General features: G+C 71.5%; 22 protein-coding genes and 1 pseudogene. 9 read left to right on the top strand and 14 right to left on the bottom strand.

Features of this window, described 5'->3' with window-relative positions; translation table 11 throughout:
- Positions 1 to 1,352: EAL domain-containing protein (locus JNL41_RS04650; RefSeq protein WP_293473105.1), on the bottom strand; the 1,352-nt coding region annotated here is incomplete at its 3' end.
- A gap of 83 nt (positions 1,353 to 1,435) precedes the next feature.
- Positions 1,436 to 1,705: a hypothetical protein gene (locus JNL41_RS04645; RefSeq protein ID WP_293473104.1), complete on the bottom strand. Its 270-nt coding sequence runs from the start codon at positions 1,703 to 1,705 to the stop codon at positions 1,436 to 1,438.
- Positions 1,706 to 1,906: 201 nt separating this feature from the next.
- Between JNL41_RS04645 and JNL41_RS04640 the strand changes: the two genes are divergently transcribed.
- Entirely contained in the window at positions 1,907 to 3,001 is a 1,095-nt protein-coding gene (locus tag JNL41_RS04640; RefSeq protein WP_293473103.1) for a phosphatidylinositol-specific phospholipase C1-like protein, read from the top strand.
- A gap of 1 nt (position 3,002) precedes the next feature.
- Here JNL41_RS04640 and JNL41_RS04635 read toward each other — a convergent pair whose 3' ends face one another.
- The 3 genes and pseudogenes from JNL41_RS04635 to JNL41_RS04625 form a co-directional block, all read right to left on the bottom strand.
- Positions 3,003 to 3,527, bottom strand: a complete 525-nt coding sequence (locus tag JNL41_RS04635) for a hypothetical protein (protein WP_293473102.1) — start codon at positions 3,525 to 3,527, stop codon at positions 3,003 to 3,005.
- Positions 3,528 to 3,642: 115 nt separating this feature from the next.
- Positions 3,643 to 3,840, bottom strand: a complete 198-nt coding sequence (locus tag JNL41_RS04630; protein ID WP_293473106.1) for a cold-shock protein — start codon at positions 3,838 to 3,840, stop codon at positions 3,643 to 3,645.
- A 222-nt stretch (positions 3,841 to 4,062) separates the two neighbouring features.
- A pseudogene (locus JNL41_RS04625) lies at positions 4,063 to 4,260 on the bottom strand (cold-shock protein); the annotation flags it as partial.
- A gap of 187 nt (positions 4,261 to 4,447) precedes the next feature.
- Between JNL41_RS04625 and JNL41_RS04620 the strand changes: the two are divergent.
- Entirely contained in the window at positions 4,448 to 5,023 is a 576-nt protein-coding gene (locus JNL41_RS04620; protein ID WP_293473101.1) for a TIGR00730 family Rossman fold protein, read from the top strand.
- 10 nt (positions 5,024 to 5,033) lie between these two features.
- Here the strand turns inward: JNL41_RS04620 and JNL41_RS04615 are convergent, their stop codons facing one another.
- The 5 genes from JNL41_RS04615 to JNL41_RS04595 all read right to left on the bottom strand — a co-directional run bounded on the left by JNL41_RS04615 (position 5,034) and on the right by JNL41_RS04595 (position 8,823).
- Positions 5,034 to 6,068 (bottom strand): amidohydrolase family protein, encoded by a 1,035-nt coding sequence (locus JNL41_RS04615; RefSeq protein WP_293473100.1) that lies wholly within the window; start codon positions 6,066 to 6,068, stop codon positions 5,034 to 5,036.
- A gap of 75 nt (positions 6,069 to 6,143) precedes the next feature.
- Positions 6,144 to 6,968: a M56 family metallopeptidase gene (locus JNL41_RS04610; RefSeq protein ID WP_293473099.1), complete on the bottom strand. Its 825-nt coding sequence runs from the start codon at positions 6,966 to 6,968 to the stop codon at positions 6,144 to 6,146.
- Complete coding sequence (locus JNL41_RS04605) at positions 6,961 to 7,335, bottom strand: BlaI/MecI/CopY family transcriptional regulator (protein ID WP_293473098.1); 375 nt, start codon at positions 7,333 to 7,335, stop codon at positions 6,961 to 6,963. Before JNL41_RS04605 ends, JNL41_RS04610 begins: the two co-directional genes overlap by 8 nt.
- A 215-nt stretch (positions 7,336 to 7,550) precedes the next feature.
- Positions 7,551 to 8,459 carry a M56 family metallopeptidase gene (locus tag JNL41_RS04600; protein WP_293473097.1) on the bottom strand — a complete coding sequence of 303 codons (909 nt, stop codon included), beginning with the start codon at positions 8,457 to 8,459 and terminating at the stop codon, positions 7,551 to 7,553.
- Complete coding sequence (locus JNL41_RS04595) at positions 8,449 to 8,823, bottom strand: BlaI/MecI/CopY family transcriptional regulator (RefSeq protein ID WP_293473096.1); 375 nt, start codon at positions 8,821 to 8,823, stop codon at positions 8,449 to 8,451. The genes JNL41_RS04600 and JNL41_RS04595 overlap by 11 nt, the downstream gene beginning before the upstream one ends.
- Before the next feature lie 120 nt (positions 8,824 to 8,943).
- Here JNL41_RS04595 and JNL41_RS04590 point away from each other — a divergent pair, with 120 nt between their 5' ends.
- Together JNL41_RS04590 and JNL41_RS04585 are read left to right on the top strand one after the other, a co-directional pair.
- Entirely contained in the window at positions 8,944 to 10,257 is a 1,314-nt protein-coding gene (locus JNL41_RS04590) for an amino acid permease (protein WP_293473095.1), read from the top strand.
- An 80-nt stretch (positions 10,258 to 10,337) separates the two neighbouring features.
- Positions 10,338 to 11,207, top strand: coding sequence for an alpha/beta hydrolase (locus tag JNL41_RS04585; protein WP_293473094.1), 870 nt, complete (start codon positions 10,338 to 10,340; stop codon positions 11,205 to 11,207).
- A gap of 57 nt (positions 11,208 to 11,264) precedes the next feature.
- Here JNL41_RS04585 and JNL41_RS04580 read toward each other — a convergent pair whose 3' ends face one another.
- Positions 11,265 to 13,346 carry a glycoside hydrolase family 3 C-terminal domain-containing protein gene (locus JNL41_RS04580; RefSeq protein WP_293473093.1) on the bottom strand — a complete coding sequence of 694 codons (2,082 nt, stop codon included), beginning with the start codon at positions 13,344 to 13,346 and terminating at the stop codon, positions 11,265 to 11,267.
- 168 nt (positions 13,347 to 13,514) lie between these two features.
- Between JNL41_RS04580 and JNL41_RS04575 the strand changes: the two genes are divergently transcribed.
- Positions 13,515 to 13,730 carry a hypothetical protein gene (locus tag JNL41_RS04575; protein ID WP_293473092.1) on the top strand — a complete coding sequence of 72 codons (216 nt, stop codon included), beginning with the start codon at positions 13,515 to 13,517 and terminating at the stop codon, positions 13,728 to 13,730.
- A 142-nt stretch (positions 13,731 to 13,872) separates the two neighbouring features.
- Entirely contained in the window at positions 13,873 to 15,108 is a 1,236-nt protein-coding gene (locus tag JNL41_RS04570; RefSeq protein ID WP_293473091.1) for an acyl-CoA dehydrogenase family protein, read from the top strand.
- Between the two features lie 31 nt (positions 15,109 to 15,139).
- Here JNL41_RS04570 and JNL41_RS04565 read toward each other — a convergent pair whose 3' ends face one another.
- On the bottom strand, positions 15,140 to 15,715 hold the full coding sequence (locus JNL41_RS04565) for an XRE family transcriptional regulator (protein WP_293473090.1): 576 nt from the start codon (positions 15,713 to 15,715) through the stop codon (positions 15,140 to 15,142).
- 199 nt (positions 15,716 to 15,914) lie between these two features.
- On the opposite strand from JNL41_RS04565, the gene JNL41_RS04560 reads away from it, so the two are divergent.
- Positions 15,915 to 16,487, top strand: coding sequence for a Pycsar system effector family protein (locus JNL41_RS04560; RefSeq protein WP_293473089.1), 573 nt, complete (start codon positions 15,915 to 15,917; stop codon positions 16,485 to 16,487).
- A 119-nt stretch (positions 16,488 to 16,606) separates the two neighbouring features.
- Here the strand turns inward: JNL41_RS04560 and JNL41_RS04555 are convergent, their stop codons facing one another.
- Together JNL41_RS04555 and JNL41_RS04550 are read right to left on the bottom strand one after the other, a co-directional pair.
- Complete coding sequence (locus JNL41_RS04555; RefSeq protein ID WP_293473088.1) at positions 16,607 to 18,136, bottom strand: altronate dehydratase family protein; 1,530 nt, start codon at positions 18,134 to 18,136, stop codon at positions 16,607 to 16,609.
- Entirely contained in the window at positions 18,136 to 19,254 is a 1,119-nt protein-coding gene (locus JNL41_RS04550; RefSeq protein WP_293473087.1) for a glycoside hydrolase family 172 protein, read from the bottom strand. The genes JNL41_RS04555 and JNL41_RS04550 overlap by 1 nt, the downstream gene beginning before the upstream one ends.
- Positions 19,255 to 19,371: 117 nt before the next feature.
- Here JNL41_RS04550 and JNL41_RS04545 point away from each other — a divergent pair, with 117 nt between their 5' ends.
- Both JNL41_RS04545 and JNL41_RS04540 read left to right on the top strand, forming a co-directional pair.
- Complete coding sequence (locus tag JNL41_RS04545) at positions 19,372 to 19,905, top strand: DOMON-like domain-containing protein (protein ID WP_293473086.1); 534 nt, start codon at positions 19,372 to 19,374, stop codon at positions 19,903 to 19,905.
- On the top strand, positions 19,902 to 20,197 hold a 296-nt coding region (locus JNL41_RS04540; RefSeq protein ID WP_293473085.1), incomplete at its 3' end, for an exo-beta-N-acetylmuramidase NamZ domain-containing protein. The genes JNL41_RS04545 and JNL41_RS04540, both read left to right, overlap by 4 nt.

The raw sequence follows: 20,197 nt of genomic DNA, 5'->3' as shown, positions 1-20,197 counted from the left end.
AGGTCGCGGATGTAGCGGCCGTCGATCTTGAGCAGATCGAGCGTGAGCTGCTGCAGATAGGCCAGGGAGGCGGCGCCGGCGCCGAAGTCGTCGAGACACACCTCGCAGCCGGCGGTGCGCAGCGCCTGGATGTGGCGGTCGGCGGTCGGCAGGTCCTCGACCGCCGCGCTCTCGGTCAGCTCGAACATCAGCCGCCCGGCCGCCCACGGGCGCTCCTTCAGCATGGCGACCGCGCGGGCGACGTAGGCCTCGCTCATCAGGCTGCGGCCCGAGACGTTCACCGCCAGCATCAGCGCCGGATCGCGCTGGAGCACCGCCAGCGTCTCCTCGAGCACCGCGATGTCCAGCGGCTCGATCAGGTCCATCTCCTCGGCCATGCGGATGGCCGGGAAGGGGCTGCCGTCGGCGCCGAAGCGGACCAGCACCTCGTGGTGGTGCAGCGCGCGGTCGGCCAGCTCGACCACCGGCTGGAACGCCAGGGTGAAGCGTCGGTAGCGGATGGCGGCGCCCAACTGGCCGGCCTTGCTGAGCGCGGCGCGCATCGCCCGCTCCAGCGCCTCGGCGAGGTCGCCCGGCAGCGGCCGCTTCAGGCCGTGCTCCAGCACCTGGTTCAGCGCGAAGCGCAGCGCCTGGGCCATCTGCTTCGGCCGCGCGACGCCGGTCATCGGCACGGACCTCGCCGCCGGCTCGACGCCTTCGATGCCGTTGGCGCCGAGAATGCGGGCCACGCGCGACAGGATCACGTCGGTCGGCTCCTCGCGTGTGCGGACCAGCGCGTACCGGTCGGGACCGACGGGCGTCGGCGCCTCGCCGCGATAGGCCTGGGCGCGCAGCGCGCCCGTCAGCATCGCCTCGACGTGCTGCGGATCCTTGGCGGCCGCGTCGGTGGCGGAGAGGCCCGCCAGCTCGACGAAGGCCAGTTCGAGGTCCTGCGCCGCGCCCGCGACGAGCTCGCTGGCGCGCGCCTCGAAGGCCTCGCGGGTCTGCAGGGCGGTCCGGCCGCGGGCGGCGGCGCGGCTGAGCGCGCACGAGATGGCGCCCTGGTTCTGTTCGAGGCGGATAGCGGTGACGCTGACGAACCGTTCGGCGGCGCCGCGGCCCACGACGACGCTCACCACCACCGGCCCGGCGCGCATGCCGCTGTCGAGGCCCGTGAACAGCGCCTCGATCATGGGGTGATCCTCGGCGTCGAACAGGCTGCGCCACGAGCGGCCGGCCAGCCTGGTGTCGCTCACGCCCAGCACGGCCTCGCCCGCGCCCAGGGCAAAGCCCACCTTGCCGTCGGGCCGGATCTCTAGAAGCAGGTCGGCCGCGGCGAAGCCGAAGCCCAGGAAGCGGTGCGGTGCGGACAAGCAGATCTCCTGCCGGCGACCCTGACGCACACGCCCTTAAGATCGCGTATGCGGCGCGCCTCCGGCGGCGTCGAACCGTCAGGCTAGTCGACCGGCGCGCCGGTCTTGCTGCGGCTCAGCATGCGCTGGCGGGTCCGCAGCACGGTGTAGAGCCGGTCGCGCTGGTGCTCCCCGACGGGCAGCGCGATCTTCGTATGGCCGATTTCCAGGTCGTGCTGGGCGTCGGCCGCCAGCTTCTGCATGCTGGGCGGTGAGACCTGCCAGAGGATGTGGACGAGGTCCGCGACCAGGAGTTCGAGGGTGGCGACGCGCGCGATCAGGTCGCGTTTGCTGGTGTGGAGTTCGTGCGGCATGCGCAGTCCGATACGCGGAGGTTACTGTGCGGACCGACTATGCAGGATCAGGCTTAAGCCTTCGATAGCAAGGCGAGTGAAATATCGGAAAAGTTGAGTTCGACCCGCGAACGGCCTCGCTGATCGGAGGCCCCACCGTCGCCATTCCGTGGAGCCGGACGTCGTCGTACTGTCCCGCCGCCGCCCCACGAGGATGACCGCATGATCGCCGCCCTGCTCGCCGCCGCCGCCGTCTCGGCGACCTGCGACCTCGAGGCGCCCTCGGGGGAGGCAGGCTGCGCGCGCGCCGCCGTGGACGCCCTGCCGATGAACGCCATCCAGGCGGTCGGCACGCACAACAGCTACAAGATGGCCATCGCGCCCAACGAGTTCGCGACCATCAGGGCCGCCAACCCCAAGGTGGCGGAGACCCTCGACTACGGCCACCGCCCGCTGCCGGAACAGCTCGACGCCGGGGCGCGGCAACTGGAGATCGACGTGGTCAACGACCCCGGGCCCGGCGGCCTCTACGCCACCCCGCTCGGCTACAGGGTCGCCGGGGCGAAGGCCGTGCCCTACGACTTCGGCCCGCTGAAGGGCCCGGGCCTGAAGGTCATCCATGCGCCCGACGTCGACTACCGCTCGGTGTGCGCCACCTTCGTGGCCTGCCTGACCGGTGTCCGCGCCTGGTCGAAGGCGCATCCGAACCATGTGCCGATCCTGATCATCCTCAACCTGAAGGAAGACGGCGTCTCGCTTCCGGGCGCCGTGAAGCCGCCGCTGTTCGACGCCGCCGCCATGGACGGCATCGACCGGGAGATCCGCTCGGTCTTCCCGGAAAGCGCGCTGGTCACGCCCGACCAGGTGCAGGGCCGGCGCGCGACGCTGCACGAAGCCGTCGCCGCGGGTGGCTGGCCGACACTGAGGGAGGCCCGGGGGCGGGTCATGTTCGCGCTGGACTGCCCGCCGGATCAGGTCGCGCGCTACCGCCAGGGCCGCAAGGTGCTGGAGGGCCGTGCGGCCTTCGTCAACATCGACGAGACGTCCCCCGCCGCCGGCTACATCACCCTGAACGAGCCCAAGGAACTCTCGGCGCGCATCGCCGCGGCGGTCCGGGCCGGGATCATCGTGCGCACCCGCGCCGACGCCGACACCTACGAGGCGCGCGCGAACGACACGGCGCGCCAGGCCGCCGCCTTCGCCTCGGGCGCGCAGTACGTCTCGACCGACTACATGCGGCCGGACCCGCGGTTCGGACCCTATGCGACGAAGCTGCCGACCGGCGGAACGGCGCGGCGCAGCCCGGCGGCGCCCTAGACTAGCGGGCGTCGGCCACCTTCTTCTCCCGCGCCTGCTTCTCCCGCGCCTGGGCGGCGGCTTCGTCGTGCCTGAGCTGGGCCGCAGCCTGAGCCGCCGCCTCTTCGGCCGACATCGCCCGCACCTCGGGGACCTTGTCCTTGCCGATGCCGAACAGGCTGGTGGCGAGGCGCTTGCCGACGAAGCCGCCGACAGGGCCGGCGACCGCCGAGCCGGCTGCGCCCCCGGCGACGCTGACGGCGAGACCGCCGACGGCCTGGGCCGTCTTGTCGGGCTGCTTCTCCACCAGCACGGGCGCGACGGTGGTCGGCGTGGCGAGGCGCGGCGCGGGCGCGCCGTCCACGGGCGCGGGCGGGGGCGCGCTGGTCACGGCTTCGGGGGTCGGTCGGGTGGGTTCGACCGCGGGAAGCGGGGCCAGCGCCAGCGGCGTTGGCGGCGGGTTCGCCGGGTCGGGGATGTCCTGGGCGAGCGCGGCGCCGGGCGCCGCGATCAGGCTGCACAGGATCGCTCTCAGCAGGGGACGCATCGTCACGCTCCACACGAGGGTTCGTCCTCGATCGAGCGTTCGGAACGCACGCCGCCGGCCGCGGGTTCACCGCGGCCAACGGCGGGCCCGTCGAAACGGGCCCGCTTTCAGGGCGTTAGCCGCTGACTTTGAGGTTGGTCGCGGAGGTCTTGCCGCTGCGACCATCCTGTTCGAGGTCGAAGTGGACCCGCTGGCCTTCGTTCAGGCCGGAGAGGCCGGCCTGCTCGACCGCCGAGATGTGGACGAAGATGTCCTGGCCGCCGCCCTCGGGCTTGATGAACCCGAAGCCCTTGGTGGGGTTGAACCACTTCACTTCGCCCGAGCCCGAGCCCGAGACGACGCCGCGCGAACGGCCACCGCCGCCGCCGCCACCGCCGAAACCGCCGCCGCCGCCGTAGCCGCCGCGGTCACGACCGCCGCCGCCGTAGCCACCGCCGCCGCCGTAGCCGCCGCGATCACCGCGATCGCCGCCACCGAAGCCGCCACCGCCGCCGCCCGCTCGCCGGGGCTGGGGCACGCCCTGCTCGGTGACCACGATCTGCGTCGCCGCCAGCTTGCCCGAACGCCGATCCTGCTCGAGTTCGTAGTCGACCTTGTCGCCTTCGCCCAGGGCGTCGAGCCCTGCCGAGTTCAGGGCCGAGATGTGAACGAAGACGTCCGAACCACCGTCGTCAGGCTGAATGAAGCCAAAGCCCTTCGCCGTATTGAACCACTTAACCGTGCCGCTCGCCATGTCGTCGCAACCTAACCGAGAATCCAAGTCCCACGCCGCGCACATGGCGACGCCCGGCTAGTCTCCCTGACGAGCCGTGGCAGACTTTGTAGCGAGGGAATTTGCGCAACACCAGCGCCCGTGACACGCGAGAGCAAACGGACTAAGGGAGCGGCCCTTCCGCCACAGCCCCGCCGCCAGGTCATCCGTGAAGAGCATCTGCGTCTATTGCGGTTCGTCCCCCGGAACGGATCCGAAGTTCCTCGAAGCGGCGCTCGCCTGCGGGACGGCGCTGGCGAAGGCCGGCCTGACCCTGGTCTACGGCGGCGGCAGGGTCGGTCTGATGGGCGCCGTGGCCGATGCGGCGCTGGCCGCCGGCGGCCGCGCCGTGGGGGTGATGCCGAAGGACCTGGTCGACCAGGAGATCGCCCACCGGGGGTTGTCCGAACTCCACGTCGTCGCCTCGATGCACGAGCGGAAGCTGAAGATGGCCGAGCTCTCGGACGGCTTCCTCTGCCTGCCGGGCGGCCCCGGCACCTACGAGGAGATCTTCGAGCAGTGGACGTGGGCCCTGCTCGGCATCCACGCCAAGCCGTGCGGCTTCGTAAACGTGTCCGGCTACTACGACCGCCTGCGCGACCTCATCCAGCACACCGCCGACAACGGCTTCATCGGCCAGACCTACGTCGACATGCTGGTCTACGCCGACAGCACCGAGGCCGTCCTGGACGCCTTCCGCGGCTACGTCGCCCCGCCGCCGAAGTGGAGCGGCGCGAAGCCCTGATCCCTCCCCATCAGGAGAGGGAAAGCCCGTAGACCCGGGTCGCGGTCCCGGAGAACAGCGCCGTCTTCTCCTCGACCGAGGCGCCCTTCGCCAGGTGCTTGAAGGCGTTCCAGAGGGTGGCGTAGCTGCAACTGCCCATGTCGACCGGGAAGTTGCTCTCGAACATGCAGCGCTCGGCGCCGAAGGCCTCGATGCAGGTCTCGATGTAGGGCCGCCACTGGTCGGCCAGCTCATGCGACGGCGCCCGCGGCTCCTGCAGGAAGGACGGGAAGTTGCAGAAGGCCATGGCCAGCCCGCCCAGCTTCACATTCACCTTCGGCGACCTGGCCAGTTCCAGGATGTTGGCCTTCCAGGTCGGGAAGCGCTCCTCCAGCTTCCCGGCATAGCTGCCGCGTCCGATGGGCGTGCCCACATGGTCGAGGACGATCGTGGTGTCCGGGAAGGCGCGGGCGAGGTCGATCAGGTCCGGAAGCTGCGGCTCCAGCATCCAGGCGTCGAACGTCAGGCCCATCTGGCCGAGGTGCCTGAATCCGGCCCGGAAGTCGTCGCGCAGGTAAAGCCCCGCCTCGACCCGGTTCAGCGGGCCCAGCACATCCTTGTCCGCGTCGAACGACGCCGAGTTCCGGATGCCGCGGAACCGCCCGCCGCCGGCCCGGACGTGCGCCTCCAGCACCGCCTTGACGCCGTCGCCCAGGAGCAGGTCGGCGCGGCTCACGATCCCGGCGCAGGCGCGGAAGTCGCCGTAGAGGCCGCTGGCGCTCATCGCCGCGACGCCGTTCACGAACTCGGTCTCGCCGACCACCTGCATCTCGGCCGGCCCGCCGGCCCTGTAGAAGGCCCCGCACTCCACGAACACGGTGGCCACGACGTTGTGGCCCGAGCCCGTGTCGGCCATCAGCTCGTCCAGCAGGTAGCGCTTTGCGGGCTCGATGGCGGTCATGAAGGGGTGCTCGGCCACCTGCGGCGTGGCGTAGTTCCGCCGGTCCCACAGGTGGTGGTGCGGGTCGACGATCGGCAGCTCGGGCTCGAGGATGGCTTCCGGCACGACGTCCTCCCGTTGATCTGTCGGGCGGCACGCTAAGGCCGCAGCGGGCGCGGTCAACCGCCCGCGGCGTCAACCTCAGGGCCGGATCGGCTCGATCGAGGCCAGCACGACCGACGTCCCCGACGGGCGCCCCTTGTTGGCCGCAGGCTTCAGGAGCGCGATGCGCACCTCCAGCGGATGGCGGCTCCGCGCGGGCCAGTAGCAGCCGAACGGCAGCGGCGTGGCGGCCAGTTGGGTCTTCAGCAGCGTCTTCGCGTAGAGCGCCCGTGCGTTCGGCCGCCGCAGCACGACCGCCGCGTCGCAGGCGAGCTCCTGGTCCAGGCGCAGCAGGTAGGCGGCCAGGTGCGCGAGCGGGTTGAACCAGCAGAGGCACTGGAACAGCGCCGCCAGCGCCGCGGCCCGCGGGTCCTTGCGCGCCACATGGGCCCGCTCGTGGGCGCGGATCAGCTCGCGCTCCTCGGGCGTGTAGCCATGGTGCGCCGGCAGCACGATCCGCGGCGAGATCAGGCCCACCACGGCCGGCCCGCCGCGCCCGGCGCGGACCTCGGCCAGGAACCTCGCCTGGGCGGCGACGAAGGCCGCGGCCAGCACGATCGCCCCCGAGGCCCACACCGCGAGCAGCAGTCCGGGCTTCGGCAGCCCGCCCGCGATCGCCGCCGCGGGCGAGAGCACATCGCCGGCGGGCGGCGACAGCGTCACCAGCACGCTCGCCAGCGCCGCGAGCGGCGGGATCGACCAGAGCGAGCAGGCCGCGGCCGGGCCGAACATGCGCCGCACGATCAGCCGGCCCGGCGCCACAGCCAGCACCGCGCCCGCCGCGACGGCGTTGGCCGCCAGGAACGCGGTCGCGAGGCTCGCCGTCGGCTCCGGGCCCAGGACGGCGGCGGCGAGGTCACTCATCGTCGGCCTCGAGGTCGGCGATCAGGCTCTTCAGGCGGGCGACTTCCTCGGCCGACAGCGCCCGGTGCTGGGCATAGTGGGCCACGAGCGGCGCGATCTGGCCGCCGAACAGCCGGTCCAGCAGGCCCTGGCTCTCGCCGGTCACGTACTCCTCGCGGCTGACCAGGGTGCGGTAGAGCGCGCGGCCGCCCGAACGCGCCGAGATCAGCGCCTTCTTCTTCAGCAGCCGGTTGATGAGCGTCTTGACGGTGGCCTCGCCCCACGCGTTGGCCGGGCCCACCTTGGCGATGATCTCTTCCGCGGTGAGAGGCTCCTCGTTCCAGAGGGCCTCCATGATCTGGCTCTCGGCCCCGGAGATCCTGGACATCTTACCCCCGTAATCTCCCTCGGACGCTACAGGTGTAAGACGTGGTGTCAAGCGCCACCCGCTCATCCCCACACCCCCGCTCATCCCCGCGCATGCCGGAACCCAGCTCAGGGCTCGTCCCGTGGCGTCGGCGCAGACCAGCAGCGCGGCGGTCACGGCGCCCTTCGCGCCCGGGCGAGCGGGTAGGGCATCGGATCGTCTCCTCGTCGGGGCGGCTAGACGGCCTTGCCGGGCGCGGGCACCAGCATCACCGACATCGTCGGGCCGGTGTTGAGCCGCCAAAGCTCCACCATCGGGGCCGGGGGCGGCACCGGCGGGTTCAGCCGCCAGCCCATGTAGGCCATCACGATCAGGCCGGCCGCGATCAGGCAGGAACCCGTCAGGCCATAGTTGTCGTTGTGCGGCGCCCGCAGCAGGCCGATGCGGACTTCCAGAGGATGCGGTCCGCACGCCGGCCAGTAGCAGCCGAAGGGCAGGGGCTGGCTCGCCAGTTGGGTCTTCAGCAGGGTGCGGGCGTAGAGCGCGCGTGCGCTGGGCCGGCGGCGCAGCACGGCGGCGTCGCACGCCAGTTCCTGGTCCAGGCGCAGGACGTGCGCGCCCAGGTGGACGAGCGGGTTGAACCAGCACAGCGCCTGCAGCGCCGAGGCCAGCGCGCCGGCGCGCGGGTCCATGCGGCTGACGTGCTCGCGCTCGTGGGCGCGGATCAGCGCGCGCTCTTCCTCGCTGTAGGTCCCGTCGTCGCCCGGCATCACGATCCGGGGCGCGATCACGCCCACGACCGAGGGCCCCGCGGTCCCGCGCTTCACGGCGTCCATGAACCGCTTCTGCGCGAGCGCCAGGCCGGCGAACACGGCCGCGAAGCCCACGATCCACAGGACCAGCAGCGCGCCGGACTGGTCCGCGACTGTGGCGGCGATGAAGCTGCGGGCGTCCGCGCCATCCTCGGTGCGGGCGGGCAGCAGGGTGGCGAAGGCGGCCAGCGGCGGCGCGGCCCACAGGCCGTAGGCCAGCTCGGGCCCGAACATGCGGCGGAACGGGATGCGCAGGGCCAGCACCGCCAGGACGGCCAGGCCGCCCACCAGATTGACCCGGATCAGGCCCGCCAGCAGTTCCTCAGTCGTCATCGGACTCGAACTCCGCGATGAGCTTCTTCAGTCGGGCGACCTCTTCGGCCGAAAGCGCGCGGTGTTGGGCGTAGTGGGCGACCAGCGGGGCGACCTGGCCGCCGAACAGGCGGTCCAGCAGGCCCTGGCTCTCGCCGGTGACGTAGTCCTCGCGGCTGACCAGCACGCGGTAGATCGCCCGCCCGCCGGTGCGCTCCGACGCCAGGGCCTTCTTCTTCAGCAGGCGGTTGATGAGCGTCTTGACCGTGGCCTCGCCCCAGCTCTGCTGCGGACCGACCGCCTGCACGATCTCGTCCGCCGTCATCTGGCCGTTGGCCCAGAGGGCTTCCATGATCTGGCTTTCCGCGCCCGAAATCTTCGACATCTTACATCCGTAGGCTAAGCGCGAGATTACGCCCGTAAAAAATAGAGTCAAGCGTAGCTGGGGCGAGTGAGCTTGCGGCTGATGGCGGGAGTAAGGCAGCCTCGCCGCGGGGGGACTGCCATGGCTGCCGCAAACGAGACCTCCGGCGTCGCGGACCGACACGGCAGGATCGGCGTTCTGGGCGCGGCGGCGCTGGTCGCCGGGTCGATGATCGGATCGGGGGTCTACCTCCTTCCGGCGACGCTGGCGGCGACGGGCTCGATCTCGATCCTCGGATGGTTTGCGGCGGGACTGGCGGCGCTGGCGATCGCGGGCGTGTTCATCTGGCTGGCGATCCTGGCGCCCGAGGCGAGGGGCCTCGGCGACTATGTCCGCGCCGGGCTCGGGCGGTTCTTCGGCACGCAGACGGTGGTGCTGTTCTGGGTGTCGGTCTGGGTCGGGATGGTTCCGCTCGCGCTGGCCGCCGCCGGCGCGATCGGCTTCGTCTTCCCAGCGCTGCAGCCGCCGGGCGCGCGCCTGGCCGTGACCATCGCGGTCATCTGGGCCGGGGTGCTCGGCGCATGGGGCGGGCCGCGGCTCACCGCGCGCATCGAGGGGCTGACGCTCGCCGCGGGCCTGGCGCCCGTGCTGCTGATCGCCGCGCTCGGCGGCCTCTTCTTCCGGCCGGAGGTGTTTCAGGCGTCCTGGAACCCGCATGGCGCGCCGCTGGGCGAGGCGCTGCGAAGCTCGGCGCTGAGCTGCTTCTGGGCGTTTCTCGGCCTGGAGTCGGCGGCGGCGGCCGCCGCGGTGGTCCGCGACCCGGCCCGCAACGTGCCGCGAGCCACGCTGCTGGGCGTGCTGGGAACCGCGGCGCTCTACATCGCTGCGAGCGTCGCGGTCATGGGCCTGCTGCCCGCGGCCCAGCTCGCTGGATCCACGGCGCCGTTCGCCGACGCGGCGCGGGCCGCCCTCGGCGCGGGCCTGGGCGCGCTGATCGCCATCTGCGCCGCCGTGCGCGCCACCGGCTGCCTGGCGAGCTGGAGCCTGATCATGGCGGAGACCACGCGCACGGCCGCCGACGGCGGTATCTTTCCGCGCCTGTTCCGCACCCGCCCCGGCGAGCATGCCTCGACCATCAATCTGGTGACTGCGGGCGGCCTGATGACCGTCACCGCCTTCCTCACCGCGGCGCCGAACCTCGCCGAGCAGTTCTCGACGCTGATCAACGTCGTCTCGCTGCTGAGCCTCTACACCTACCTGCTGGCGGCCCTGTCGCTGCTGCGCGTGATGCGGGGCCAGCCGATCGCGCGCCGGGCCGCGGCCGGGCTGACGGCTGCGCTCGCCTGCGCGGCGGCGCTGGTGCTGATCGCGTCGGGCAAGCCGTCGGAGATCGCCTGGTCCCTGGCTCCGATCGGGCTGGCGGCCGTTCTCTACGTCGTCATGCCGCGCCGCTGACCCGGCTGCGGCGTCCTTGCTGGTGCGCGGCATCCGAAAGTGAGGTTTCCTCGGTATCCGCGGCTTGCGGAGAGGAAACCATGGCCGACGACCTGACCTTCGTGTCGGAGGGCGCGACCCTCCGCGGCCGGTTCTATCCGGCGTCCGCTTCGGGCCAGCGGCCGGTGGTGGTGATGGCGCACGGCTTCTCGGCCGTGGCCGCGCAACTCGAGCCGCAGGCGCGCGCCTTCGCGGCGGCGGGGTTCCACGTCTTCGCCTACGACCACGCCGGCTTCGGCGCTTCGGACGGCGAGCCGCGGCAGGAGGTCGACCCGGCGCGGCAACTGCGCGGCTACCGCGACGCGGTCGGCTTCGTCCGCACCCTGCCCGCCGTGCATCCCGCCCGCGTCGCGCTCTGGGGCTCCAGCTTCTCGGGCGGCCATGTGCTGCAGGCGGCGGCGCTGGACCCGCGGGTCTCCTGCGTGATCTCGCAGGCGCCGTTCATCTCGGGCTCGGCGCTGCTGGCGCTTCGCGAGGACCACGACGAGTTCGTCTCGGCGCTCTTCGCCGAGCGCGAGTCCCGCCAGGCCGGCGCCCCGGCGACCATGATCCCGGTCACCGCCCCCGACGGCGGCGTCGCCGCGCTGCCGGGCGACGACGGCCACGCCTACTTCGCCCGCACCGGCGGCGCGACGTGGAGGAACGAGGTGACGCTGTCGTCCTTCGAGGCCGTCCGCGGCTACGAGCCCGGCTGGTGGATCGCGCAGGTCGCGCCGCGGCCGCTGCTGATGATCGTGGCGACCGACGACACGGTCACGCCGACCGCCCACGCGGAAGCCGCGTTCGCCCGCGCTGGCGAGCCCAGGAAGCTGATCCATGTGCCGGGCGGCCACTTCGACGTCTACCAGGGCGCGGGCTTCGACCAGGCGGTCGGCGAGACCATCGCCTGGCTGAGGCGCCATTTAGGGTAGATTCGTCCTCTTGAACGTCATCCCGCGAACGAGCCCCGGACGACGACCGGGAGACGGTCAGTCCACCCGCCCGCCCAGCAGCGTCGTTGCGCCCTCCAGCACCCGCGTCGCCGCATCCGGCCCCACCGCGACGCGGTACTCGCCGCCGGCGATGACGAAGGCGCGCGCCTCGAGGCTCCAGTCGGCCAGCAGGCGCGGGTTCGCGTCCACCGTCACGCGCCGCGTCTCGCCCGGCTCCAGGGCCACCCGCGCCCAGCCCAGCAGACGCTGGCCGTCCCGCCCCGGCGCCCCGGTCAGGTAGAGCTGGGCCACCTCGATCCCGGTGCGCGCCCCGGCGTTGGTCACGTCGAAGCTGGCGGCCAGGCCATCCATCGCCAGGTTCGCGTACCGGAACGTCGTGTAGGAGAGTCCGAAGCCGAACGGGAACAGGGGCCGGGCGCCCGTCCGCGCGTACCAGCGGTAGCCGACGTCGGCGCCCTCCACATAGTCCACGTCGAAGGGCGGGGTGTCGCCGCGGTCGTTGACGATGGGCAGGTCCCCGCCGGGCAGAGCCTTGTGCGCCAGCGCCTCGGTCGAAGCCGGGAAGGTGATCGGCAACCGCCCCGCCGGGTTCACGTCGCCGAACAGCACCGCGGCGATCGCCTTCCCGCCCTCTGATCCCGGATACCAGGCCTCGACCACGGCCCCGACATCGCCGAGCCACGGCATGAAGACGGGGTTCCCCGTCTCGAGCGCCACCACCGTCCGTCGGTTGGCGGCGGCCACCGCGGCGATCAGGGCGTCCTGGCCGTCGGGAAGCACCAGCGTGGTGTCCACCGCCTCGGTCGCCCACTCCACGGCGAAGACGATGGCGACGTCGCTCTCGGCGGCCAGTTTCGCGGCGCGCGCCGGGTCTGCGCCGTCGTCGAACGCCACCTGCACGTTGGCCGCCCGCGCCCGGATCGCCTCCAGCGGCGGGTCGGGCTGGTAGATGACCCCGGCCGTCCAGCGCGGCGCGCCCGGCGGCGGATCGAACCGCGTCGAGCCCTGCGGGACCACCTGGCTGGACCCGCCGCCCGACATCACGCCGATGTCCGCCTTGCCGCCGATCACGGCGATCCTGCGCACGCCCTCCAGGGGCAGCAGGCCGTCGTTCTTCAGCAGCACGACCCCGGCCTCGGCGGCCCTGCGGGTCACCGCCGCCCCCGCGGCGAGGTCGGGCGTACCGTTGCTCACCGGATGCTCGAATACCCCGCAGGCCAGCATCGAGCGCAGGTAGCGGTGCGCCATCTCGCGGATCCGCGCCGTCGGGACCTCGCCCGCCACCACGGCGTCCTTCAGCGGCCCGACGAAGAACGGCTGCACGTCGAACTCGCGGCCCGACTGCTGGTCCAGCCCTGCGTTCGCGGCCGGCGCCGCGGAATGCACCGCGCCCCAGTCCGACATCACCCAGCCCTTGTAGCCCCAGTCTCCGCGCAGCACGTCGGTCAGCAGCCAGGCGTTCTCCGAGGCGTAGGTCCCGTCGACGCGGTTGTAGGCGCACATCACCGAGCCGGGCTGGCCGGCCTCGATGGCGATCTGGAAGGCCAGCAGGTCGCTCTCGCGGAACGCCGCCTCGTCCAGGTGGGCGGACATCACCATCCGGCCCGTCTCCTGGCTGTTCAGCGCGAAGTGCTTGATCGTCGAGACGATGTGCCGGGCCTGGATGCCCCTGATCGACGCGCCGCAGAGCACGCCGGCCAGCAGCGGATCCTCACCCAGGTACTCGAAGTTCCGCCCGTTGCGCGGCTCGCGGGTCAGGTTCACGCCGCCGGCCAGCAGGCAGTTGAAGCCTTTCGCCCGCGCCTCGCCGGCGATCATCGCGCCGGCCTCCTCGGCCAGCTCGGGGCTCCAGCTCGACGCCAGCGCGAGGCCGGAGGGCAGGGCGGTCGCCTGGTCGTCGCGTCGGCCCGCGGCCGAGACGCCCAGGCTCGCGTCGGTCTCGAACAGGTCGGGAATGCCCAGGCGCCTGAGCCCCGGCACCCAGCCGGCGCTGCGCTGGATCCCTTCGGGCCGGGGTTTGAGCACGCTCGGCATGTGTCCCGAGAGCAGGCCGATCTGCTCGTCGAGCGTCATCTGGTCGAGCAGCGCCTCGGCGCGCGCATCGGGATCTGAACTCACGGCGGCGTTTCCTCGTTTGTCCTCACTCTGGCGCACGCCGCGCCTCGGACGCCAGAGGGCATGTGCGGCGGGCCCGCGCGTTGGCCGGCGCGCATCCTTTGTCGCCGAACGGTTTCCACTTGGCCCGGATGCGCGTTAGCGTGACGCCTGTCAGCACGGAGCCCGCACATGAAGCTCTCCGACGAGGATCGTGATCGCCTCGCCCTTCACACCGCCTTCGCGGTCCATCAGCTCGCCCGCTACGTCGCGGCGCGCCCCGACGTGCCGCAGGACATCCGCGACCGTCTGCGCGGCCACATCAGCGCCATCGAAGGCGTGATGGTCACCAGCGGCCACGACTGGATCCGCGACGAGATGGAAGCCACGGAAGAGGCGCTGCAGTAGCCCTCCGCCGGAGGCTTCCGCACGGCGGATGACGCCGCGTCGCTCGACCTGACCGGGGGCAAGCCCGCATTCGCGCTTGCCTGCCGCCACGGAGGGGCCTCACCCTGCGGTTTTTAGAAGAACCAGTAGGGAAGGGCGCGCCATGTCCATCGACTTCGAGATTCCCGCCGAGGCCAAGGCCGTCCGCGAGAAGGTGCGCCAGTGGGTGCATGACGAGTGCATCCCGGCCCAGGAGAAGATCAAGGACAAGGCCAGTTTCGAGAAGGTCCTCGGCGAGCTGCGGACCAAGGCCCGCGCCCAGGGCCTGTGGATGCCCTTCGTACCCAAGGAATACGGCGGCATGGGGCTGGGCCCGCTGGCCAACGCCCTGGTGCAGATGGAACTGGGCGAGAGCTACATCGGCGCCCTCTCCATGAACTCGCAGGGGCCCGACGACGCCACGATCCTCACGCTCATCGCCCACGGCACCGAGCACCAGAAGGAGAAGTTCCTCAAGCCGCTGCTGAACGGCGAGAAGCGCGTCTGCTACTCGATGACCGAGAAGGCCGCCGGCGCCGACGCCACCGGCATGCGCACCACCGCGGTGCCCGACGGCAACGAGAACTACGTGCTGAACGGCGAGAAGTGGTTCTCCTCCGCGGCCTCGGCCGCCGACCTGGCGCTCGTCATGGCCCGGACCGACACGGAAGGCCCGCGCCACCAGCAGTTCTCGACCTTCATCGTCGAGCTGCCGAACCCCGGCTACAGGATCAAGCGCGACATCCCGACGATGGCCGCCGAGGGTCCGCTCAGCCACATCATGGGCGGCGGCCACTCCGAGATCGAGATCAAGGACCTCGTGGTCCCGGCCGAGAACATCGTGGGCGGCGTAGGCAACGGCTTCAACATGGGCCAGCACCGCCTGGCCTACGGACGCCTGCGGCACGGCATGCACAACGTCGCCATGGCCCAGCGCGCTCTGGACCTGGCCGCGGCGCACATCACCAGCCGCGAGACCTTCGGCAGCCCGCTGCACAAGCGCCAAGCCGTGCAGTTCATGATGGCCGAGTGCGCGAGCCAACTCTACATCGCCCGCCTCATGCTGCTGCACATCGCCTACAAGGCGGAGAAGGGCGCGGACCTTCGGCAGGAGAACTCCATCGCCAAGGTCTACCTCGCCCACATGGTGCATCATGTGGTCGACACGGCCATCCAGTTGCACGGCGCGCTCGGCTACAGCCGCGATACCCCGCTGGCCGCGTGGTATACCCACATCCGCTCGCAACGCCTCGTGGACGGCCCGGACGAGGTCCACCGCTGGACCGTCGGCCGCAATGTCATCAAGGCCTTCCAGGCCACGGGCACGACGGCCGGCGCCTGCGGCGGCGACCTGCTCTGAGCGTCGCCGCGTCGGGCCCGGGGAAGCGGTCTCAGGGCCCGAAGGCGGTCTCGCCGGACGCGATCAACAGCACCCTGGCCGGAAGGTCGGGGGCGAGCAGCGCATAGCCGGCCCCGGCGTCGAAGTAGACGGAGTCGCCGACGGTCAGCGGCAGCGGCGCATAGAGATGGCTGTGGAACTCGACCTCGCCGGCGACGACGAACGCATACGCCTCGCCCTCATGGACGGCGAGGGGACCGTGCGCCTCCAGCGTGCGGGCCGTGACGTCGAGCAGGAGCGGCGAAAGGCCCTTGGACAGCAGGTCCGAGGCGGAGCGGCGCCCGGTGTTGCCCCCGGCGCGGGCGCCGGGACCTTCACCCGCGCGGGTGACCGACCGGCGACCCGACGCGGCCACGGAGGTCTCCGCCTCGCGGGTCACGAGTCCTTCGAGATCGACCTCGAGGGCGCGGCACAGGCGGACGAGTTTGTCGTAGTTCAGGGCGTTCTGGCCCAGCTCGACGCGCGACAGCGTCGAGATCGGCACGCCACTCTGGTCGCTCAGCACCGCCAGGCTCCAGCCACGCGCAAGTCGGAGCTTACGGATGGCCGCGCCAGTGCGGTCCGACATCCGCGAACGCATACTGGACAAATCCCCTTTTCGCGCTGCGAGATTAGGATGATTCACCGGCGGCACACCGAACGTGTTGGGTGAACGGTACTCAATATGGGGACTTCCCGCGGCGGCGCGATTGGCGTGACGGCGTGGGGTGGGCCAAGTTGCCGACTTTGGGGCTATACTGACGGGATGCCGCTGGGGGGCGGCGCGAATGCGTGACACGGAACTGGCGCCTGGACAGGAAACGCGGCGGACGTTCTCGAACGACGCCATCCACCTGCTGCGCACGACGCAGACGATCCAGTACCAGTTGAGCCAGATGGCCGATCAGAAGGCCAGCATGCTGCTCGGCATCACCTTCGTGATCTTCACCATCTCGATCGGCCAGGCGCGCGGCGCCGCCACGCCGCTGGCGGTGATCGTGCTGGGGGGCACGGCGTTCATCGCCGCCCTGCTGACCGTGATGGCGGTGCTGCCGGCCGTGAAGGCGCCGCCGCGGCCGAACGGGCCTGCCAACGTCCTCTTCTTCGGGTCGTTCACCCAGGAGAACGAAGACGACTATGTCGCGATGCTGCTGGAGATCTGCGGCGACACGCGGACTACCTACGAGGCGATGGCGCGCGACATCTACCAGAACGGCACGGTGCTCGCCCGGAAGAAGTACAAGCTGCTGGGCTACGCCTACCGGGTGCTGCTGGTGGGCCTGGTGCTCAGCCTGATCGCCTTCCTGGCGCCGCTGATCCTGCATCTGGCCGGCGTCGCCATGCCCGCCGTCGCGCGTTAGAGCATCGTGCCGAAAGGTGGCCGCCGGTTTTCGGCGACAACGATGCGAAATCAAGAATCTGGAGCGCGCGGCTTGATTCCCGACTCACGCAGCGCGCTCCAGCCGCTTCGGGGCGGGCGCTACATCGTCGCGCCGATGAGCCACGGGACGAACTCCTCGCCGCCATAGCCCAGGGCCTCGCTCTTGCTCGGCTGGCCCGACGCGACCGCCAGCAGGCGCTCGAGGATCTCGGCGCCCTTGTCGGCGATCTGCGCCTCGCCGCTGCCGATGGCGCCGCAGTCGACATCTATGTCCTCGGTCATGCGCAGGTAGATGTCGGTGTTGGAGGAGAGCTTGATCGACGGGCTGGGCCGGCAGCCGAAGGCCGAGCCGCGACCGGTGGTGAAGGCGATCATCGTCGCGCCCGAGGCCACCTGGCCCGTGGCCGAGCAGGGATCGAAGCCGGGGCTGTCCATGAACACGAGGCCCTTCGAGCGCAGCGGCTCGGCGTACTCGATCACGTCGGTGAGCGGCGACGAACCCGATTTCGCGACCGCGCCGAGCGACTTCTCCAGGATGGTCGTCAGGCCGCCGGCCTTGTTGCCGGGGGAAGGGTTGTTGTCCATCTCGGCGCCGTGGCGAGCGGTGTACTCCTCCCACCAGGCAAGCCGCCGGCGCAGCTTGGCCGACACGTCGTCGCTGACGGCACGGGCGTAGAGCAGGTGCTCGGCGCCGTAGATCTCGGGCGTCTCCGACAGCATCGCCGTGCCGCCCAGCGCCACCAGCCGGTCGACCGCGTCGCCCAGCGCCGGGTTCGAGGTCACGCCCGACCACCCGTCCGAGCCGCCGCACTGCAGGCCCAGCACCAGTTCGGACGCCGGGCACTCGGTCCGTCGCGCCCGGTCGGCCAGCGGCAGCATCTCGGCCAGCCGCTCCAGGCCCTGCTCGACGGCCCTGCGCGTGCCGCCGACGTCCTGGATCGTGAACGCCTGGAAGGTCTCGCGGCCGGCCAGGCCGAACTCCCTGGCGAACCTGCCGGTCTGGATCACCTCGCACCCCAGGCCCACCAGCATGATCGCCCCGAAGTTGGGGTTCGCGGCCGTGCCCCAGAGCGTGCGCCGGAGCATGTCGAAGCCTTCGCCGGAACCCGCCATACCGCAGCCCGAGGTGTGGGTGATCGGCGCCACGCCGTCGACGTTCGGGAAGGCGTCCAGCATCCCCGAGCGCTCCGCCTCCCGCGCGATCAGCCGCGCGACCGTGGCCGAGCAGTTCACCGAGGTGAGGATGCCGACGTAGTTGCGCACGCCGACCCGCCCGTCGTCGCGGCGGTATCCCCGGAATGCGCGCGCCGGCTCGCGCCGCGGCTCCGGCGCGCGCGCCTCGGCCCCGAGGCGCAGGTCGCTGACCGCCAGGTTGTGCGAGTGGACGTGGGCGCCGGCGGCGATGTCCTGCGTGGCCGCCCCGATCACCTGGCCGTACTTCAGCACCGGCCGGCCGGCGGGGATCGCGGCCGTGGCGACCTTGTGGCCGGCGGGGACCGGCTCGAGCGTCACCACCCCTTCGCGGCCCGCGACGACGCCCTTCGGCAGGCGGCGGGCGGCGATCGCCACGTTGTCCAGCGGATGCAGGCGGATGACCGGAGAAGCGCGCGGGGCGACGCCGTCCGACATCAGATCACTTCCAGATAGTTGCGGTGCGGCAGTTCCGGGAACGGCGCCGTCGGCAGCGTCTGATACCAGAAGGCGACCGAGGCGATGTCGTCCTGCAGCGGCAGGTAGGCGCGCTGCTTGCGCGGCCGCCAGCCCAGCGCCTGGATCGTCACCTTGAGGTCCGCCTGGAACCGCACCGGGTCCATCACGTGCCAGCGGTACAGCCCGAACCGCTGCTGGCTCCGGTAGGCGCCGTCGGGGCGGATCACCTGCGGCAGGCCGGCATAGGGACTGTTGAACGTCTCGTAGAACGACTTGCCGTACTTTTCCTTCTCCATGATCGCCGGATCGAAGTCGTAGGCCCCGCAGAAGTAGTCCTCGGTCCCCGTGCCGCAGATGGTCGGGAACTCGCCGTCGCCGTCCATGAAGAACTTGATCTCGCCCTCGCCCCACCAGCCGGTGTTGTTGCCCCCCCAGGCCATGTAGGTCCCGACGAACTGGCCGCGTCCGGCGACGCCGTCGACGATCGTGTAGACCTCGCCATAGGGCAGGGGATTGGTGCGCCGGAACTGGGCGTGGAAGTAGGCGCAGTCCTCCGGGACTTCCGTGAGCGTGTAGTTGATCTGGTAGTAGACGTAGAGCCGGTCGATCCCGACGTTGGTTATCGTGATCTTCGCCGTCTTCCGGAAGGGCATCTCCCAGTAGCAGTTGAAGGCGCGGCCCGGGTTCACGCACACCGCCAGGCTGTCGACGCGCGCATATTCCTCCCAGCCGTTGGCGAAGAAGTCGCCGGCCGGGCATTCGACGCTCGGCTGCTCCTGGCCGTCCCAGTACATGCGGATGATCGAGTGGCGCCACTTGCCCAGCGCCAGCGTCATCCAGATCTGCTGGATCGCGCCCGGTCCGTCGATCTCGGCCAGGGTGAAGGTTTCCCCGGGCTCGATGAAGATCGACGGGCTGATCTTCCAGCCGCAGCCGAGCCCGCCGGCCTCGGCGAAGGCCGCGCCCGTCCCCTGGCTCGCCCGCCCCCCGCCGCCCTTCGCGCCGTCGAAGTTCTCGGGGCTGATGGAGCGGCTCCTGGCGTCGCTGAGGCGCGACAGCACGCCCATGTGCATGCCCAGCCCGTTGAACCCGGCCATCGGCGCCCCCTCGTCTTCAGCGCTGACATGTTAGTGCTGCGCCTGCGCCGGTCAAGCGCGGGACCGGCCAGGTCCGCCGGCGCTGACGCGGCGGGGCGGGAGCGTTAGCATCGGGCCATGCGCGTCCACCTGATCCGCCACCCTGATTTCCCCTGCGAGGCCGTCCGCGCGGTGGCGGTCGACGTGAGCTACGCGGGCGCCTCGGCGCTCGCGGTCCGCTATGTCGTCGAAGGCGATATCGACGCCGTCGCGCTCCCGCCGCCCGCCCCCCCGGTCCGCACCGACGACCTCTGGCGCCACACCTGCCTCGAAGCCTTCGCCGCCGACGCCGCCGGTCGGGGCTACACCGAGTACAACCTGGCGCCGTCGACGGCGTGGGCCGCCTACCGGTTCGACGGCTACCGGCGCGGCATGCGCGCCGCCGAGATCGCCCCGCCGGCGATCGAGGTCGACCGCTCGGGCGGGCGGCTCGAACTGCGGGCCCGGCTCGAACTGGCGGAGGCGACCGGCCTGCTCAGCCTCGCCGCCGTGATCGAGGAGACGTCGGGCCGGATTTCCTACTGGGCGGTTCGTCACCCGGCCGGCAGCAGGCCCGACTTCCACCACGCCGATGGATTCGCCGTCGAACTTCCCGCAGTTTCGGCCCCATGAGATTCGGCATCGACCGCCTCGTCGCGGACCCTGACCTGCGCCGGTCGCTGGCCGGCAGGCGCATCGCGCTGCTGGCCCATCCGGCCTCGGTCACCGCGGATCTGACGCACGCGCTGGACGCCCTGGCCGCGCTCCCGGACCTGAAGCTCACCGCCGCCTTCGGCCCCCAGCACGGCCTGCGCGGCGACAAGCAGGACAACATGGTCGAGAGCCCGGACTTCGCCGATCCGGTCCACGGCATTCCGATCTTCAGCCTCTACGGCGAGGTGCGCCGCCCCACCGACGCCGCGAT

The organism is Phenylobacterium sp., from assembly GCF_016793285.1.
Classification (GTDB): Bacteria; Pseudomonadota; Alphaproteobacteria; order Caulobacterales; family Caulobacteraceae; genus Phenylobacterium.
This window is presented reverse-complemented; position numbering and strand designations above follow the sequence as displayed.